Consider the following 16794-nt stretch of genomic DNA (forward strand, 5'->3'; position numbering starts at 1 on the left):
GGCCGCCGCTCCTGGGGCGGCGCCGCTGCGGAGGACGGCGCTGCTGCGAAGGACGGCGCTGCTACGGGCGGGTGCGCTGCGGAGGGCGGCGCTGCGGCTGCGGCGGGTGGGGCGGCCTGCCCTGTGCCGGGCGCTGCGCCTGTGGCGGGTAGAGCGGCTTGCCCTGCACCTCGCGCTGCGCCTTGGCCTTCGCCGCCAGGCGGGTCAGGTAGATCAGCGCGCCGCCCAGGACGCCGACGTCGTCGATGTAGATCGGGTCGGGTAGCAGGTCGACGGGGAAGACGGTGTAGGCGATGGCGCCCCAGAAGACCCACTTGCCGCCCAGGCCCATGGACTGGAGGTACTTGCCGGTCCTCCATACCCGCAGGGCCAGGAAGATCGCCAGGACCAGCATGGCGACCATGAGTAGTCCGGCGATCACGAGAAGTGCATAGAACAACTCCTCCGACATGGCTCGAGTTTACGGGTGATACTGCCCGCATGCCCCTCGCGCCACCCGTGATCGTCAGCAGTGACCCGTCGTCGTTTCCCCATTCGGTCCTGCGGGACCGGCACCCGGCGATCGTGCGGCGGGTCCTCGCCGATCATCCTTACCCACCCGAGGTACGGCGGCGGCTCGAACGGCTCTTGCACTCCGGCGTCGTGACGCCGCTGGATGCCGGGGCGCACGACGCCGAGGCGTGGGCCGCGTGGGGTGAGGGGATGTACGGGCGGTCGTGGTACGACGTGCCGTTCCTCTGGGCGGAGAACTTCTTCTACCGGCGGCTGCTGGAGGCCGTGGGCTACTACGCGGCGGGTGCCTGGCGGGGGATCGACCCCTTCGGGCCGCAGAAGGCGGCGGACCTGCCCGGGCCGCAGGAGCTGGCGGAGCTCGACGCGCTGCAGGAGCTGCCCGAGGAGGAACAGGCGGCCGGCGTGGTGGCGGCGGCGCTGTGGGGCAACCGGGCCGACCTCGGCTTCCGGCTGGTGCAGCGGGCGGAGCAGCCCGCCGGTGAGCTGCTCGTGGACGAGCGCAAGCGGATGTGGGAGGTGCTGCGCGGCGGGGTGGTGGTGCTCGTGGCCGACAACGCCGGGCGGGAGCTGCTGCCCGACCTGGTGCTACTGGACTTCCTGCTGCGCACCGGGCGGGCGGCCCGGGCCGAGCTGCACGTCAAGCCGGCGCCGTACTTCGTCTCCGACGCTCTGGCGGCCGACGTGCTCGCCGAGCTGGCGCGGTTCCCGGAGGGCAGCGCGATCGGCGGCCGGCTGGCCGCGGCGCTGCGCGACGGGCGGCTGCGGCTGCACACGGAGGACTTCTACTGCGCGCCGCTGACCTTCCACGAGGCGCCGGAGGGGCTCGCCGCGCGGTTCGCGGCGGCGGAGCTGACGATCCTCAAGGGGGACCTCAACTACCGCCGCCTGGTAGGGGATCGGGTCTGGCCGGCGACCACCCCGTTCGAGAGCGTCACCGAGTACTTTCCCGGGTCCGTCGCGGCGCTGCGGACCGTGAAGTCGGACGTGGTGACCGGGCTGGACGCGGGCGCGGAGCGGAGCCTGCCCGGCTCATGGCGCACCAGCGGCGCTTTTGCCCTCATCCAGGTTCGCGGCTGAGGAGGAGGCGGAGGAGAAGGTCGGGCCGGCCCAGGACTTGCAGGAGTTCGTCATGCTGTGCACTCTGCCGTCAAGGACTTGGCGGGCACTTGCGGTCCGCTTGCGAAGAGCCCCAAGCGTGTCCCGGGTCACGCGGGGCGGCGTGCAAGGCTTGGTACGTGAGCCGAATTCTCATCGTCGACGATGAGCCGCAGCTCGTCCGGGCGCTGCGGATCAACCTCGTGGCCAGGCAATACGACGTCGTGGCGGCCACCACCGGCGGGGAGGCGCTGCAGTCGGCGGCGCGGGAGCGGCCCGACCTGGTGGTGCTCGACCTGGGGCTGCCCGACCTCGACGGCGTCGACGTGATCCGCAAGCTGCGCTCCTGGAGCCCGGTGCCGATCCTGGTGCTGTCCGGCCGGGCCGACTCGCGGGACAAGGTCGAGGCGCTGGACGCCGGGGCCGACGACTACGTGACCAAGCCGTTCAGCATCGACGAGCTGCTCGCCCGGGTCCGGGCGGTCACCCGGCGGCTGGGCCCGGCCGACCCGCTCGGGTCCGTGACGATCGGCGGGCACGAGGTCGACTTCGCGGCCCGCACGGTCGGCGGCGGGGTGCACCTCACCAAGACCGAGTGGCAGCTGCTGGAGGTGCTGGCGCGCAACCCCGGCAAGCTGGTGAGCCAGCGGCAGCTCCTGCAGGACGTGTGGGGACCGACCTATCTCAAGCAGACGCATTACCTGCGGCAGTACGTCACCCAGCTGCGCCACAAGCTGGAGCAGGACCCGGCGCGCCCCCGCCATCTGCTCACCGAGCCGGGCATGGGGTACCGCTTCCAGCCTTAGGCTCACCCGGGCGAGTGGCTTTTGCCCGACTGGCGGTGGGTATCGCGTGGTCTCCCGATGGAGAGGAACGCGCGCATGCAACCTGAAGGCGACGAGATGGCGCCCCAGGCTGACGATGATGCCCCGGCCGCCACGGATTACGAGGACGGCAACGTTTCGGCCCTGCCGTCCGTTACGCCTCCGTCCGCGCCGCCGGCCACCTCGGTCAGCGGGGCGGCCCAGGCCAACGGCTCGGCCCCGCGCCCCGTCGGCGGCCCGGCCAACCTGGCCGGGCTGTGGAATGAGTCCGACCGGCAGCGCATCCGCGGCCGGTGGCAGGAGCTGCAGCTGCGCTTCATCGACGACCCGCACCTGGTCGCAGGGGAGGCGGAGCGGCTCGTCCAGGAGGCGGTCGCCTCGCTCAGCGCCTCGCTGGACGCCCGGCGGGGCCAGCTGCACCAGCAGCGCGCCGCCCGGGGCCTGGACACCGAGAACCTGCGCGCCTCGCTGCGGGACTACCGCGAGTTCCTCGATCGCATCCTCGGCCTGTGAGGGGGACCCATGAACTCAACGACGATCACGATCGGCCTCGTTGTAGTCGCACTGGCGGTGGGCGGCTGGATCCTGCTGCGCGGCGGCAAGGAGGAAGACGAGGAGGTGGAGACCGGGGGCTCGACGCCACCGCCGGCGGCCCCGGTCCACCCCCAGGCCCAAGCCCAGGCCCAGGTCCCGGGGGGTCCGGCCGGGCCCGCCCCGGCGGCGCCGCATCCGCCCGCTCCGGCCCCGGCGGGGGTACCGCAGACAGCCCCCATGTCCTCCGTCCCCTACGGCGCGCAGCCCGGCTACGGCCAGCCCTACGGCGGCGGGGGCGGGCAGTACGGTGGCGGGGGCGGGCAGTACCTGTCGGCGGCGCCGCTGACCAGCGAGGCGCACGCCTACGAGGTGCGCACCCGCTGGCAGGAGCTGCAGCTGCGCTTCGTGGACGACCCGCAGACCGCGGCCGGGGAGGCCGAGCGCCTCGTCGACGACGCCCTCGCCGGGGTGACCGCCTCGCTGAACGCGCGCAAGGACCAGCTCAGCAACTGGCGGGTCTCGGGCCGCGACGACACCGAGCAGCTGCGGGCGGCCGTGCACGGGTACCGCGACTTCCTCAACCACCTGGTCGGCACGTGACCCGGTGATCGCCGAGCGGGGCTAACCCACTGGCGATCACGAGGAGCACCTCGCCCACCTGCCGGTCCCTCTCGCAGCGCACATCGATGAAGGGCCCGCTCCGGCGGGCCCTTTTGCGTGTGGCTACCCGATGGTAACCTCCCGGTACCAATGAGTACCGGGAAGTGTCGATGCACACCCGGTCCCTGGAACAGGCGCCGCCTGCGAGGTGACCGCATGACCATCCACTATGTGCGATCCGGCGAAGGCGAGCCGCTGGTGCTGATCCACGGGATCGGGCACCACTGGCGGGCCTGGGAGCCCGTCATCCCGATGCTGGCCGAGCGGCACGACGTGATCGCGCTCGACCTGCCCGGCTTCGGTCGCTCGCCGGCCCCGGAGGTCAACCGCGGCATGCCGACGGCCGTGGCCGCGCTGGGGGAGTTCTTCGCCGCGCTGGGCCTGGACCGCCCGCACGTGGCCGGCAACAGCCTCGGCGGCGCCGTCGCGCTCGAGCTGGCCGCGGCCGGCCTGGCCCGCTCCGCCACCGCGCTGTCCCCGGCCGGCTTCGCCACGCCCGCCCAGGTGCGCCGGGCGCTGCGGATGCTGCGCGGCATGCGCCTCGGCGCGGTGGTCACCCCGGCGCCGGTGCTGCGCGTCTTCTACCGCACGCGCTTCGGCAAGCGCTTCTCCTTCAGCGCGCTGGTCACCGACCCGTCGGTGCTCTCTGCCGAGCGCGCGCTGGCCGACACCCTGGCCCTGCGCGGCGGCAAGGGCTTCGCGGCGGTGGCCCGGCACGGCGCCACCTACGCGTTCGCCGGCGCGCCCGAGGTCCCGGTCACCGTGGCCTGGGCGGCGCGGGACCGCATCCTGGAGCCGATCCAGGCGGCGCGGGCCCGGGAGGTACTTCCCGGTGCCCGCCACGCGACCCTGGACGGCTGCGGCCACGTCCCGATGAGTGACGACCCGGCCGGGGTCGCCGCGGTGATCCTGGCGACGACCGGGGTGCTCAGAACCGGATCAGCGTCCGCGCGCCCCGGCCCGCGCGCATCCGGCTGAACGCCTCGCCCACCCCGTCCAGCCCGACCTCGTCGCTGACCAGCGCGGCGAGGTTCAGCCGGCCGGCCCGGTAGTGCTCCAGCAGCAGCGGCACGTCCACGGCCGGGTCGGTGCTGCCGTACATGCAGCCGACGATGCTCCGGGCGAAGTACGCCACCTCGAGGGCGTTGAACGTCACCGGGTCCTGGGCCGAGCCGAGCCCGACGACGGTCGCGGTGCCGCCGCGCCGGGTCGCCGACCAGGCGGCCCGGATCGTGTCGCCCCGACCGACGCACTCGATCGCGTGGTCGGCGCCGAGGCCGCCGGTCAGCCCGCGGATCTGCTTGGACAGCTTCTCGCCCGGCGAGACGAAGTGCGTGGCGCCGAGCGAGCGGGCCAGCGCCTCCTTGTCCGGCGCCGGGTCGACCGCGATGATCGCCGACGCCCCGGCGATGCGGGCGCCCTGGACCGCCGCCAGCCCGACGCCGCCGAGCCCGATGACCGCGACCGTCTGCCCGGGGCGCACCTTGGCCGCGTTGGTGACCGCGCCGACGCCGGTGAGCACCGCGCAGCCGAGCAGCGCGGCCTCGGCGAGCGGGATGTCGGCCGGCACCGGGATGCAGGCGTGCGCGCCGACGACCGTCTCGGCGGCGAAGGCGCCCGTGCCGAGGCCCGCGTAGACGGGCTCGCCGCCGGCGGTGGCGAACGGCACCGCGCGGGCGTCGTCGGCGTGCAGGCACAGGTACGGCTCGCCGTGCTCGCAGTGCCAGCAGGCCCGGCAGGGCGGCGACCAGTTCAGCACCACGTGGTCGCCGGGCTTGATGTCCGCGACGCCCTCGCCGGTCTCGACCACCACGCCGGCGCCCTCGTGGCCGAGGACGGCCGGCAGTGGCTGGCGCAGGGTGCCGTTGGCCAGCGACAGGTCGGAGTGGCAGACCCCGGCGGCGGCCAGGCGCACCCGCACCTGGCCCGGGCCGACCGGGTTGAGATCGATCTCCTCGACGGCGAGCGGGCCGTCGAGCGCGCGCAGGACCGACGCCGCCGTCACAGCTGCACCGCCTTCACCGCGGTGAACTCCTCGTAGCCGTGGACGCCGAGCTCGCGGCCGTAGCCGGAGTGCCCGACGCCGCCGAACGGGGCGAGCGGGTTGAACGCGCCGCCGTTGACGTCGACCTGGCCGGTGCGCATCCGCCGGGCGAAGGCCAGCGCGTGGTCGCGGTCGGCCGACCAGACCGCCCCGGCCAGGCCGTACCTGGTGGCGTTGGCGATGCGCGCGGCGTCGTCCTCGTCGCGGTACCGGATGATGGACAGCACCGGCCCGAAGACCTCCTCCTGGGCGATGGCCGCGTCCGGGTCGACGCCGGCGAAGACCACCGGGGCGACGTAGTAGCCGACCGGGGGGACCTCTGCCTTGCCGTACGCCATCGTCGCCCCGTCCGCCAGGCCGCGCTCGATGTGGCCGAGCACCCGGTCGCGCTGGGCGGCCGAGGCGAGCGGGCCCAGCCGGGTGGCCGGGTCGGCGGGGTCACCCATCGTGTACTTGGCCGCGGCGGCGACGGCCAGCTCCACCGCCTCGTCGTGGCGGGACTCGTGCACCAGCATCCGGGTCCAGGCGGTGCAGGTCTGGCCGGAGTTGAGGTAGCAGTTGGCCACGCCGACCTTCACCGCGACGGCCAGGTCGGCGTCGGGCAGGATCACGTTGGCCGACTTGCCGCCCAGCTCCAGCGCGACCCGGGTGAGGTTGGGCGCGGCCAGCGCGGCGACCTTGCGCCCGGCCGCCGTGGAGCCGGTGAACGAGACCAGGTCGATGCCGGGGTGCCCGGCGAGCTCGGCGCCGGTCGGGTCGCCGTAGCCGTGCACGACGTTGTAGACCCCGTCGGGGATGCCGGCCGCCCGCACCAGCTCGGCCAGCCGGTCGGCCGAGAGCGGGGCGACCTCGCTCGGCTTGTGCACGACGGTGTTGCCGGCCGCGAGCGCCGGGGCGACCTTGGCGACGGTCTGGTGCAGCGGGTAGTTCCACGGGGTGATCGCCGCGACCACGCCGACCGGCTCCCGGTAGATCTCGGAGTTGCCGATCCGCTCCGGCTCCTCGGGCCGCTCCAGCAGCTCGGCCATCGACTGCACGGTGGCCAGCGCCAGCCCGACCTGGACCTTGCGGGCCACCGGCAGCGGCGCCCCCATCTCGGCGCTGATGAGCTCGGCGAGCCCGGGCGCGGCCTCGGTCAGCCCGTCGAGCAGCGCCCGCAGGCGCGCGGCCCGCTCGGCGCGCGGCAGGGCGGCCCAGGCGGGCTGGGCGGCCCGGGCCGCGGCCACGGCGGCGTCTACGTCGCCGGGCGAGACGGACCCGATGACCTGTTCGGTGGCGGGATTGACGATGTCGATCACGTGTGTGTGGCCCCCTACGCGAACGCGCTCACGCCGGTGCGAGCGCGGCCGATGATGAGCTTCTGGATCTGGCTGGTGCCCTCGTACACCGTAGTGACACGCGCGTCGCGCAGGTATTTGCCCACGGGGTACTCGTCGATGTACCCGTAGCCGCCGAAGACCTGCAGCGCCGAGTTGGCCGCCCGCACCGCGGCCTCGGAGGCGAACAGCTTCGCCGTCGAGGACTCGGTGGCGAACGGCAGCCCGCGGTCGATGAGGTCGGCCACCCGCCAGGTGAGCAGCCGGGCCGCGTCGGCCTCCACCGAGATGTCGGCGATGAGCTGCTGGACGAGCTGGAACGAGGCGATCTTCCGGCCGAACTGCTCGCGCTGGGTGGCGTAGGAGGTCGCCGCGTCCAGGCAGCCCTGGATGATCCCGACGCACCCGGCGGCCAGCGACATCCGCCCCTTGGCCAGCGCCGCCATGGCGATCGTGAAGCCCTGCCCCTCGGCCCCGAGCATGGCGTCCTCGCCGACGAACACCTCGTCGAAGCTCAGCATGGCGGTGGCCTGCCCGCGCAGCCCGAGTTTGCCGTGCACCTCCGTGACCTGCAGCCCCTCGGAGGGCAGCGGCACGAGGAAGGCGGAGATCCCCTTGGGCCCCGGCCCGCCGGTGCGCGCGAATACGAGCGCCACGGACGCCCAGGTCCCGTTCGTGATGAACATCTTCGCGCCGTCGATCCGCCAGCCGCCGGCGGCCCGGGTGGCGCGGGTGGACAGCGCGCCGGCGTCGGAGCCGGTGTCGGGCTCGGTGAGCGCGAAGCAGGCCAGGTCGGTCCCGCCGCACAGCCGGGGGAGCCACGTTTCCTTCTGGGCCTGCGTGCCGTACCCGAGGATGCTCTTGGCGACCAGGCCCAGGGACACCGACACGATGCCGCGCACCGACGAGTCGCCGCGGCCGAGCTCCTCCAGGGCCAGGCAGTAGGTCAGGTGGTCCCCGCCGCTGCCCCCGTACGACTCGGGGATCGTGATGCCGAACAGGCCCAGGCCGGCCATCTTCTTCACGATCGCCAGGTCGACCTGCTCGGCCCGGTCCCAGGCGGCCGCGTGCGGTGCGATCTCGCGATCGGTGAACTCGGCGGCCAGGCGGCGGACCGCCTGCTGCTCGTCGCTGAGGGTCAAGTCCATACCGGTTCCTTAACTAACGTTGTTAGTTTCTAGGATCGTACGCATGGTCCGTCCCCGAACGCCACTGCTGAGCCGCGAGCGCATCGTCGAGGTCGCCACCGCGATCGTCGACGCCGACGGCCTCGACGCACTGTCGACCCGGCGGCTGGCGCGGGAGCTGGGGGTGCAGGCGCCGTCGCTGTACAACCACTTCGACACCAAGGAGGAGATCGTCGACGCGGTCGGCGACGCCATCGTGGCCGGCGTGGACCTGTCGATGCTCGGCCGCGACCCGTGGCCGGCCGCCCTGCGCGGGTGGGCCCGGGCCTACCGCGCCGCCTTCCGCGCCCACCCGCACGTGATCCCGTTCCTGGCCCGCGGCCCGGCCCGCCGCCCGGCGTCGCTCCGGCTGGCCGACGCGGTCCACGGCGCGCTGGTCTCGGCGGGCTGGCCGCCTGCGCAGGCCACCCGGATCGGCGCCGCCATGCGGTACTTCGTGGCCGGTTCGGCGCTGGGCTCGTTCGCCCTGGGCTTCGTCGCCGACCCTTCGCTGTACGAGGCCGACTACCCGCACCTGCGCGACGCCCACCGGCTGGCCGACCGCCATTCGGAGGTGGACGACGCGGCCTTCGAGCTGGGCCTGGACGCGCTGATCGACGGCCTGGAGCGGCGCTTCGCCGCCCTGCGTCCGTAGGGGCCGCGGGTCAGGCGGCCGCGTGCTCGGGCATGACCAGCAACAGCTGGCCGCCCGGCCGGGTGCTCATGCGCACCGGCAGGCGCATCATGCGCCCGGCCCGGATGAGCACCGTCGCCGTGTCCAGGTCGGCCACCCGCAGGCCGGGGGAGCCGGTCCGGGCCGGGCCGGAGACCAACAGCACGCCGCGCCAGGCGGCCTCCGCGAGCGCACGGGAGTGGCGGGCCTGACGGGTCGAGCGGGCCTCGGCCGGGGCGCCGCAGAGTTCGCCGTACCCCTGCGCCCAGGCCCGGTCCAGGTAGGCCCAGGAGTCGGCGGAGGCGAAGACGCGGAAGATCTCGTAGCGGTGGCGGGTGCCGGCCGTGTATCGGTGCACGCTCGCCTCGTGGCCCGCGGTGCGCAGCAGGTCGGCCAGGCGCTCGGCCGCGGTGCCCCGGCTGAACTCCGCCAGGACGCCGGTGAACGTGAGCCTCGCGAAGGGAGCGCGTGCCCGGGTGCCACCCAGCGCCCGGGCACGACCTCCTCCACCACACACCCCGGTGCATCGCACGAGGACCGCCGCCTCGAAGGCGGCCACGGTCGAGGCGCGGTAGCGCCCGCCGTTCGATGCGATGTCCATCCCAACACCGTGGCAACGCGGGCCGGGCCGCGGGAACCTGCGCCGCCGTTCCTTGAGGAACTCTTGAATGTAAGGCCTCCCGTACCATGGGCCGCACAATGCGGATGATGCTGGTCGAAGACGACGCGCGGGTGGCGGCCGCCCTGGCCACGGCCCTGCGCCGGCGCGGGCACGAGGTCGTGCACTGCCCGACCGCGCAGTCCGCCCTCGATGCGTTCGCCGGCGAGGCGTTCGATCTGATCCTGCTCGATCTCAACCTGCCCGACGGCGACGGCATCGAAGTGTGCCGCGCGCTGCGGCGCAAGGACGAGACGGTGGCCATCATCGCCGTCACCGCCCGCGCCGAGGAGCGCGACCGGGTGCTCGGGCTGCGGACCGGGGCCGACGACTACGTCGTCAAGCCGTACTCGATGGCCGAGCTCAACGCCCGGATCGAGGCGGTCATGCGGCGGGCCGCCCGGGCCGCGCCGCCGCCGAGCGAGACGCTCACCGCCGGGCCGGTCACCGTCGACACGGCGGCGCGGCGGGTGGTCGTCGACGGCGGGCGCGAGGTCGCGCTGACGCGCAAGGAGTTCGAGATCCTGGCCGTGCTGGCCCGCACGCCCGGGGTCGTCGTGTCCTACGACCGCCTGATCCTCGCGGTCTGGCAGACCAGCTTCGTCGGGCGGCACACCCTCGACGTGCACGTCGGCTCGCTGCGGGCCAAGCTCGACGTGCCGGGGCTGGTGCAGACCGTGCGCGGCGTCGGGTACCGCCTCGCGCCATGAGGGTCCGCCTCGGCGCCGTCTATCTCGTGCTGCTCCTGCTGGTGCTGGCGGCGCTCGAGGTACCGCTGGCCATGACCATCGCCGGCCGGGACACCCAGCGCCTGGTCGCCGACCGGCTGGCCGACGCGACGAGGTTCGCCACGCTCGCCGAGCCTGCGCTGCGCGCCTCCGACACGGCGGAGCTGGCCGCCGAGCTGACCCGCTACGACGACGTCTACGGCGTCGGCGCCGTCGTCGTGGACCAGGACGCGCACGAGGTGGTGAGCTCCCGGCCGGGCATCCGGCTCGCCGACAACGACGTGCTGCGCCAGGCCCGCCGGGCCCTCGAAGGGCGCGAGGCGAGCGACGACGGGACCATCTGGCCGTGGCGCACCGAGCCGCTCGTGGTCGCCGTGCCGGTCGGCCGCGGCGGCGAGGTCATCGGGGCCGTCGTCACCATCTCGCCGACCCGGCGCAACGCCAACGGGGTCGGCACCTCCTGGAGCATCCTGGCCGGCGGCGGGCTCGTCGTGCTCTTCGCCGGCATCGTCGCCGCCTGGACCCTGGCCCGCTGGACGCTGCGGCCGGTCGCCGCCCTCGACGCCGCCGCGCACGAGCTCGCGGCGGGCGACTACGCGGTGCGGGTGCCGGCCGCCGACGGGCCGCCGGAGCTGCGGCGGCTGGGTTCGGCGTTCAACGAGATGGCGGAGACCGTCGCCGACTCCCTGGAGCGGCAGCGCGCGTTCGTCTCGCACGCCAGCCACCAGCTGCGCAACCCGCTCACCGCGCTGCGGCTGCGGGTCGAGGACCTCGGCGCCGACCTCACGGACCAGCAGGCGATCGAGGGGCACCGGCTCGCGCTGGAGGAGGCCGAGCGCTTCGGCGACGTGCTCGACAGCCTGCTCGCCCTGGCTCGGGCCGAGCGCGGCCGGTACGACCTGGTCGACGTCGACGCCGGCGAGATCGCCTGGGCGCGGGTGGTCGCCTGGCAGCCGGTGGCGGCGAAGAAGGGGATCACGCTGCGGTACGTGCGCCCGGCCCACCCGCTGCGGGCCCGCGCCGTGCGCAACGCGCCCGACCAGGCCCTGGACGCGCTCATCGACAACGCCGTGAAGTTCTCCGGTCCCGGGACGACGGTGACGGTACGCCCCGGAGCCGACGACGGCGGCGTGGCCCTCCACGTGACCGACAACGGGCCGGGGCTGACGGGGGAGCAGCGGGAGATGGCCACCGAGCGCTTCTGGCGGGCCCCCGACGCGCAGAACGTGGACGGCAGCGGCCTGGGCCTGCCGATCGTCGCCGTCCTGGTGGATGCCTCCGGCGGCCGTCTCGACCTGCTGCCCAGCGACCCTTCGGGCCTGCACGCCCGGCTCTGGTTCCCGGCAGCGCCCTGAAAGCTGCCCAGCGACCCTTCCGGCTTGCACACTCGGCTCTGGTCCCCGGCGGCGCCGCTGAGAACGACGAAAAATCCCGAACGCTGGCGCGTTCAGGATTTTTCGGACTTATACCCTGACAGGGTATAAGTCGGATAAGTCGTGGTGCGGAGCGCCCGACTTGTCGTTTCAAGGCTTACGCCCGAATTAGAGCAGTTCAGGGCTTCTGGGCGCGGTAATAGCGGATCGCGCCGGGATGCAGGGGCAGCGGCGGGGTCGAGATGGCCGAGCGCACGTTCAGCCGGGCCGCCGCCTGGTGCGCCTTGGCCAGCTCGTCGCGCCCCTCGAAGATGAGGCGCGTCACGCCGTACGCCAGCGGCTCGCTCATCGACAGCCGCACCACGAGGTAGTTCGCGATGCCGATGACCACGGTCGGCTTGATGCCCGTGTACGTCGAGGCCGGCACGACCCGCTCGGCGTAGTAGTCGCCGTACCGCGCCCGCAGGCTCGGCACCGAGGCGGCCAGGTCCAGCAGCCGGATCGGCACCTGCTTGGCCAGCTCGGCGATGGCGGCGACGGGCAGGCCACCGGAGAAGAAGAAGGCGTCGATCTTCCCGTCGTGCATCGCCCGGACCGAGTCGTCCAGGCCGAGCTGGGCCCGCTCGACGGCGATGTCGTTCACGCCGAGGACGCGGTCGGCGGTGATCGCGGTGCCGGAGCCCTGCGCGCCGACGGAGACCCGCCGGCCCAGCAGGTCGGGGAAGTTCGCGATCGGGCCGTTTGCGGCCACCACCACGTGGATGTAGTCGTCGTAGAGGCGGGCCAGGGCGGCTAGCTGCCCCGGGTGGGCGGCCTCGTTGCCGGCGGCGATGTCGGCCTGGGTGAAGGCCACGTCGGCGGTGTCCTGGAGCAGGTAGTCGACGTTGATCTGCGAGGCGGCGGTGGACAGCACGCTGGCGTGCACCTTGGGCAGGTACTTGCGGGCCAGGTCGGCGATCGCGGAGCCGTAGCGGTAGTAGACGGCGCCGGGGCTGCCGGTGGCGATGCGCAGCGTCCCGCTCGCCCCGTCGCCCTCCGACTCACAGGCGCCGAGCACGGGCACGGCGGCGAGCAGACCGAGCAACGCGCGCCGTCTCACGCGCGCAGCCCGAGCGCGGGCGGTTCGAGCGCGGGCGGGTCGAGCGCCGGCCGGCCGGGCGTGGGCGGGCCGGGCACGGGTTGGCCGGGCACGGGTTGGTCGGGCACGGGTTGGTCGGGCACGGGTTGGTCGGGCACGGGTTGGTCGGGCGTGGGCGGGTCGGGCGTGGGCGGGTCGGGCGTGGGCGGGTCGGGCGCGGGCGGGCTGAGCGCGGGCAGGCCGAGCAGCGGGCGCAGGGCCGCGATGGTGGTGGCGGCGTCGCGGTGGTGCACGGTGGTCATCCCGAGCGCGCGGGCCGGCTTGAGGTTGCCGGGCAGGTCGTCGACGTACACGCACTCGGAAGGGGCCAGCCCGACGGCCTCGGCGCCGAGCACGTAGATCTCGGGGGCGGGCTTGCGCAGGCCGACCTCGCCGGAGATCACCACGCCGTCGAAGAGCTCGCCGAGCAGGGCCCGGTCGTACCGGTCCACGCCCCACGAGTTGGAGACCAGCCCGGTGCGCACGCCGGCCGCGCGGGCGGCCCGGACGAAGGCGAGCATGTCCGCGTCCGCCCCGGCGCCGCCCATCAGCCGCGCGATGAGGTCGCCGGCGCCGACGCCGATCAGCCCCGCGAACCGGGCCTCGAACTCGGCGTCGGGCAGCGTCCCGTCCTCGAGGCCGGCGAGTAGTTCCCGGGCGGCGGGGTCGGACCGGAAGAGATCGCGGACCGTGCCGGCCGGCAGGCCCTCCCGGGCGCAGAACGCGTCGAACGACGCGAACACGTCAGTGGTGAGCACGCCGCCCCAGTCCACCAGCAGACCCTTGTGCGCCATGAGCCGAGGGTAGTCAGTCCTCGGCGGTCTCCTTGGCCAGGGCCAGCACCGCCGCTCGATGCGAACCCGCCGCCCGCTGGCGGGCCGCGGAGGTGCCCCGGGCGCGCAGGCCGGCCAGCAGCTCGGTCGCGACACCCCACTCGCCGCGGGCCTCCAGGGCCGGGCGGACGTGGGCCATCAGTGCGTCGATGCGCTCGGCGGCCGGCACCGGGGCCCGGGTGGCCGGGTCGACGAGGTGGCCGCCGATGCCGGAGCGGGCCGCCCGCCAGGTGGCCGCGCGCAGCAGCACCTGGGGCGCCTCCGGCAGCGGGCGGCCGGCCGCGTCCTCCTCGGCGGCCCGGGTCACCAGCCCCCGGGACAGCGCGGCGAGCAGCACGACGTCGTCGATGCGCGGGCAGGAGTCGGCCACCCGGACCTCGACCGTCGGGTACCGCGCCGAGGGGCGGGCGTCGAAGTACACCATGCCGGCGTCGCTGATCACGCCGCTCTCCACGAGGGTGGCGACGACCTTGTCGTACTCCGCGGCCGAGCCGAGGTCCGGCGGCGGCCCGACGGTCGGCCAGCGCGAGGTGACGATCGTGCGGTAGGAGGCGTAGCCGGTGTCGTTGCCGGCGAAGTACGGCGACGACACGCTCAGCGCCAGCAGCGTCGGCAGCCACTCGCGGATCCGGCGGGTGATGCGCACCGCGAGGTCCTTGTCGGGTACCCCGATCTGCACCTGGCACGCCGCCACCTGCTGCTCGTCGACGAGCTGGCGGTACTCGTAGGCCATCCGCTCGTAGCGCTCGTCGGGGTACACCTGGCTCGGTGTGCTGCCGGAGCCCGGCACGCTGCCGGCGGCGACGATGGCCAGGCCCAGCCGCCCGGTCGCCTCGACCAGCGAGCGGCGCTTGTCCAGCAGGTCGGCCCGCAGTCCCTCCAGGCCGGTCTGCACGGCGCTGGTCGTCTCGACCATCGAGCGGTGCAGCTCCGGCTCGGCGTCGGCGACGCGCAGCACCTGCCGCGCGGCCATCTCCAGCTCGCCGGTCTCGGCGTGCACGACGTGGAACTCCTCCTCCACGCCGATGGTGTCCCCGGCGCTCACCACCGCTCGGCCACGCCGGTGTGCCCCAGAATCCGTTCCTGCATGCCACCCACCCTAGGGCGGCGGGGACCGCGACGCGGTCGTCGCTGTCGAAGAGGTGGCGCTGCCCATGCAGCCTAGGGGGCCGGGGATCGCGCCGCCGGGTGGTGACCGATGAGCGCGTCGAGCCCGGCCAGGAACGTGTCGCGGTCCACCCGGCCGACCAGGACGCGCTGGATGATGTACCCCTGCACGAGGCCGATCACGACCGCGCCGACCGCCTCCGGATCGGTGTGCGGCGGGAGCTGCCCGGCCGAGCGGGCCCGCTCGGCGAGGGCGGCCGCGCTGGTGCGGATGCGGCCGTAGATCCCGCCGATGAGCTCGGCGAAGGCGGGGTCGTGCGCGGCCTCACCCCAGACCTGCACGGCGATGCGCACCGCTCCGTCCTGCTCGGCGAGGTTGGCGTCGACCTGGGTCAGCAGCTCGGCGAAGGCCACGGCGAGCGGGGGCGGCGGGTCCTGCTCCAGGAGGTGGTCCACGGTGGCGACGATGCCGCCGACCTTCTCCTCGGCGATGGCCCGGATGAGCTCGGCCTTGCTGGAGAAGTACCGGTAGAAGGCACCGACGGAGAGCCCGGCCTCCCGGATGACGTCCTGCATCGAGGTCTGGTGGAAGCCGTTGCGCACGAAGCAGCGGGTGGCCGCCTCGATGATCTGTTCGCGGCGCGCGGCAAGATGGGCTTCGGAGACGCGCGGCATCCTCCGAGAATAGAACGAACGCTCGCTCTCCTACCAGTCGCGTGCAACACCCCGCAACGCCGGGCGGCGGCCTCAGACCCGCGTCGCGTTGAAGATCATGGTGGTCATCACGACCCCGCCGGTGGCCGCGTTGGTGAGCACCAGGCGCGGGCTCAGCGACGTGAACGGGTTGTCCTTGTCCACGTAGGTCGCCTTGCGGTTGCCGGTCGAGAACGCGGTCAGCTCCATCCCGCCGTCCCCGGTCGGCTTGCAGAGCACTTGCAGCGGCGTCGAGGCGGTGGCCGGCGGGCCGGCGTTCTTCGGCTTGGCCGACGCGGCCACCCGCGGGTGCTGGTCCCCGGCGTGCTTGTAGATCTCGATCGTGCCGTCGGCGGTGACCTCGAAGCTGTACCCGTTGGCGAGGTTCGCCCCGTCGAAGCACCCGGCGCCGATGCGGGCCCCGCCGGCCGCCTTGCCGATCGCGGCGAACTCCAGGTCGATGTTGAACCCGGCGCCCGGCACGCTGAGCCGCTGCTGCGGGCCCGGGGCCAGGCAGCGCACGCCCGGCTGCTCGGCGGTGATCCGCAGCGCGTCCGGCACCTCGATCTTGCAGCCGCCGCCCGGCTCCCAGGCCGCCTTCTGCTGCAGCGCGGCCACCGTGCGGGTCCCCTTGAGCGGCCACGGCCCGACCGAGCCGAGCCAGCAGGCGATGACCGACCGGGTCTGCCACGCCTTGTCCAGCCCCGGCGCCAGCAGCGGCGCCTCCAGCGGCAGGAACGACTGGCCGAAGGGCACGCCGAGGTAGTCGCCGTAGGACTGCTCGCACATCGCGCGCGCCGCCGCCGCGACCGCCTTCGGGCCCGGGTCGACGGTGAAGGGCAGATGGCCGACGAACGTGACCTCGCCGACGTGGGCGGCGTTGCAGGGGGCGACGTACCGCAGCTGCGACGACCCGCCGATCCAGTCGAAGCACTCGCCGGTCCTGAGCTCGAACTCGTTGCCGGAGTAGCTCTCGGCCGCCGAGGTGGACGGCGCGGCGAGCGCCTTGGCGATGCGGTCCCCATCGGCGTAGCCGGTCACCGGCAGCCCGTCGGCGAAGAGCTGGGCCAGCGACGGCGACATCCCGTCGAGGGTCAGCCCGGTGTCGTGGACCGCCTGGCGGTGCGAGGGAGAGAGCCCGGCCACGACCACGACGTGCCCATGCTCGGTGCGCAGGTAGTACTCGAAGCCGAACCAGTGCCCGGCGCCCACCGCGCCGAGCGGCACCGCGACCGCCACGGCCAGGGTGGCGTACCCGGTGACTGTGCCCCAGGCCCGCCCGGCCGCGGCGGCGACCATCGCGGCCGCCGTGGCCAGCACCCCGCCGAGCAGCGCGATCGCCCCGCCGCCGGACAGCACGAGGCGCAGCGGCTCGGCGATGAGCCAGCCGGCCAGGCCGCCGGCCCGGGACGCGCCGCCGTCGAGCAGGTCGGGGTGGCCGCGCACCAGGTGCAGCAGGC

18 protein-coding genes are annotated in these 16794 nt (G+C 74.2%); 8 read left to right on the forward strand and 10 right to left on the reverse strand.

From position 1 onward, the window contains the following. Positions 1 to 61: 61 nt before the first annotated feature. Positions 62 to 451 carry a hypothetical protein gene (locus AB0M46_RS48030; protein WP_363347805.1) on the reverse strand — a complete coding sequence of 130 codons (390 nt, stop codon included), beginning with the start codon at positions 449 to 451 and terminating at the stop codon, positions 62 to 64. A gap of 29 nt (positions 452 to 480) precedes the next feature. Here AB0M46_RS48030 and AB0M46_RS48035 point away from each other — a divergent pair, with 29 nt between their 5' ends. From AB0M46_RS48035 to AB0M46_RS48055, 5 genes are all read left to right on the forward strand, one after another. Then, positions 481 to 1590, forward strand: a complete 1110-nt coding sequence (locus AB0M46_RS48035; protein WP_363347807.1) for a damage-control phosphatase ARMT1 family protein — start codon at positions 481 to 483, stop codon at positions 1588 to 1590. 158 nt (positions 1591 to 1748) lie between these two features. Then, on the forward strand, positions 1749 to 2414 hold the full coding sequence (locus AB0M46_RS48040; protein ID WP_363347809.1) for a response regulator: 666 nt from the start codon (positions 1749 to 1751) through the stop codon (positions 2412 to 2414). A 75-nt stretch (positions 2415 to 2489) separates the two neighbouring features. Beyond that, positions 2490 to 2945, forward strand: coding sequence for a hypothetical protein (locus tag AB0M46_RS48045; protein ID WP_363347811.1), 456 nt, complete (start codon positions 2490 to 2492; stop codon positions 2943 to 2945). 9 nt (positions 2946 to 2954) lie between these two features. Beyond that, complete coding sequence (locus AB0M46_RS48050) at positions 2955 to 3566, forward strand: hypothetical protein (RefSeq protein ID WP_363347813.1); 612 nt, start codon at positions 2955 to 2957, stop codon at positions 3564 to 3566. Positions 3567 to 3782: 216 nt separating this feature from the next. Next, positions 3783 to 4604 carry an alpha/beta fold hydrolase gene (locus AB0M46_RS48055; RefSeq protein ID WP_363347815.1) on the forward strand — a complete coding sequence of 274 codons (822 nt, stop codon included), beginning with the start codon at positions 3783 to 3785 and terminating at the stop codon, positions 4602 to 4604. On the opposite strand, the gene AB0M46_RS48060 is transcribed toward AB0M46_RS48055, so the two are convergent. Genes AB0M46_RS48060 through AB0M46_RS48070 form a run of 3 tightly spaced genes read right to left on the reverse strand, consistent with a single transcriptional unit; the run spans position 4555 to position 8134 of the window. Then, the gene (locus AB0M46_RS48060; protein ID WP_363347818.1) at positions 4555 to 5631 is read right to left on the reverse strand and encodes a Zn-dependent alcohol dehydrogenase; all 1077 of its coding nucleotides are present in this window, start codon (positions 5629 to 5631) and stop codon (positions 4555 to 4557) included. The two genes, AB0M46_RS48055 and AB0M46_RS48060, sit on opposite strands and share 50 nt — an antisense overlap. After that, positions 5628 to 6968, reverse strand: a complete 1341-nt coding sequence (locus tag AB0M46_RS48065) for an aldehyde dehydrogenase family protein (protein WP_363347820.1) — start codon at positions 6966 to 6968, stop codon at positions 5628 to 5630. The genes AB0M46_RS48060 and AB0M46_RS48065 overlap by 4 nt, the downstream gene beginning before the upstream one ends. Positions 6969 to 6982: 14 nt before the next feature. Then, positions 6983 to 8134 (reverse strand): acyl-CoA dehydrogenase family protein, encoded by a 1152-nt coding sequence (locus AB0M46_RS48070; protein WP_363347822.1) that lies wholly within the window; start codon positions 8132 to 8134, stop codon positions 6983 to 6985. A 43-nt stretch (positions 8135 to 8177) separates the two neighbouring features. Here AB0M46_RS48070 and AB0M46_RS48075 point away from each other — a divergent pair, with 43 nt between their 5' ends. Next, positions 8178 to 8807: a TetR/AcrR family transcriptional regulator C-terminal domain-containing protein gene (locus AB0M46_RS48075; RefSeq protein WP_363347824.1), complete on the forward strand. Its 630-nt coding sequence runs from the start codon at positions 8178 to 8180 to the stop codon at positions 8805 to 8807. A gap of 10 nt (positions 8808 to 8817) precedes the next feature. On the opposite strand, the gene AB0M46_RS48080 is transcribed toward AB0M46_RS48075, so the two are convergent. After that, positions 8818 to 9426: a hypothetical protein gene (locus AB0M46_RS48080; RefSeq protein WP_363347826.1), complete on the reverse strand. Its 609-nt coding sequence runs from the start codon at positions 9424 to 9426 to the stop codon at positions 8818 to 8820. A gap of 98 nt (positions 9427 to 9524) precedes the next feature. Between AB0M46_RS48080 and AB0M46_RS48085 the strand changes: the two genes are divergently transcribed. Continuing rightward, the gene (locus AB0M46_RS48085; protein ID WP_363347828.1) at positions 9525 to 10193 is read left to right on the forward strand and encodes a response regulator transcription factor; all 669 of its coding nucleotides are present in this window, start codon (positions 9525 to 9527) and stop codon (positions 10191 to 10193) included. Beyond that, the gene (locus AB0M46_RS48090) at positions 10190 to 11566 is read left to right on the forward strand and encodes a HAMP domain-containing sensor histidine kinase (protein WP_363347830.1); all 1377 of its coding nucleotides are present in this window, start codon (positions 10190 to 10192) and stop codon (positions 11564 to 11566) included. Before AB0M46_RS48085 ends, AB0M46_RS48090 begins: the two co-directional genes overlap by 4 nt. A 196-nt stretch (positions 11567 to 11762) precedes the next feature. On the opposite strand, the gene AB0M46_RS48095 is transcribed toward AB0M46_RS48090, so the two are convergent. The 5 genes from AB0M46_RS48095 to AB0M46_RS48115 form a co-directional block, all read right to left on the reverse strand. Further along, positions 11763 to 12683: a TAXI family TRAP transporter solute-binding subunit gene (locus AB0M46_RS48095; RefSeq protein ID WP_363347832.1), complete on the reverse strand. Its 921-nt coding sequence runs from the start codon at positions 12681 to 12683 to the stop codon at positions 11763 to 11765. Continuing rightward, positions 12680 to 13495 (reverse strand): HAD family phosphatase, encoded by an 816-nt coding sequence (locus tag AB0M46_RS48100; protein ID WP_363347834.1) that lies wholly within the window; start codon positions 13493 to 13495, stop codon positions 12680 to 12682. Before AB0M46_RS48100 ends, AB0M46_RS48095 begins: the two co-directional genes overlap by 4 nt. Before the next feature lie 13 nt (positions 13496 to 13508). Continuing rightward, positions 13509 to 14579 (reverse strand): glutamate--cysteine ligase, encoded by a 1071-nt coding sequence (locus AB0M46_RS48105; protein ID WP_363347836.1) that lies wholly within the window; start codon positions 14577 to 14579, stop codon positions 13509 to 13511. Between the two features lie 116 nt (positions 14580 to 14695). Beyond that, positions 14696 to 15316: a TetR/AcrR family transcriptional regulator gene (locus AB0M46_RS48110; protein WP_363347838.1), complete on the reverse strand. Its 621-nt coding sequence runs from the start codon at positions 15314 to 15316 to the stop codon at positions 14696 to 14698. Positions 15317 to 15388: 72 nt separating this feature from the next. Next, the coding region (locus tag AB0M46_RS48115; protein ID WP_363347840.1) for a hypothetical protein at positions 15389 to 16794 on the reverse strand (1406 nt) is incomplete at its 5' end.

It is taken from the genome of Dactylosporangium sp. NPDC051485 (assembly GCF_040682015.1).
In the GTDB taxonomy this organism is placed as follows: domain Bacteria; phylum Actinomycetota; class Actinomycetes; order Mycobacteriales; family Micromonosporaceae; genus Dactylosporangium.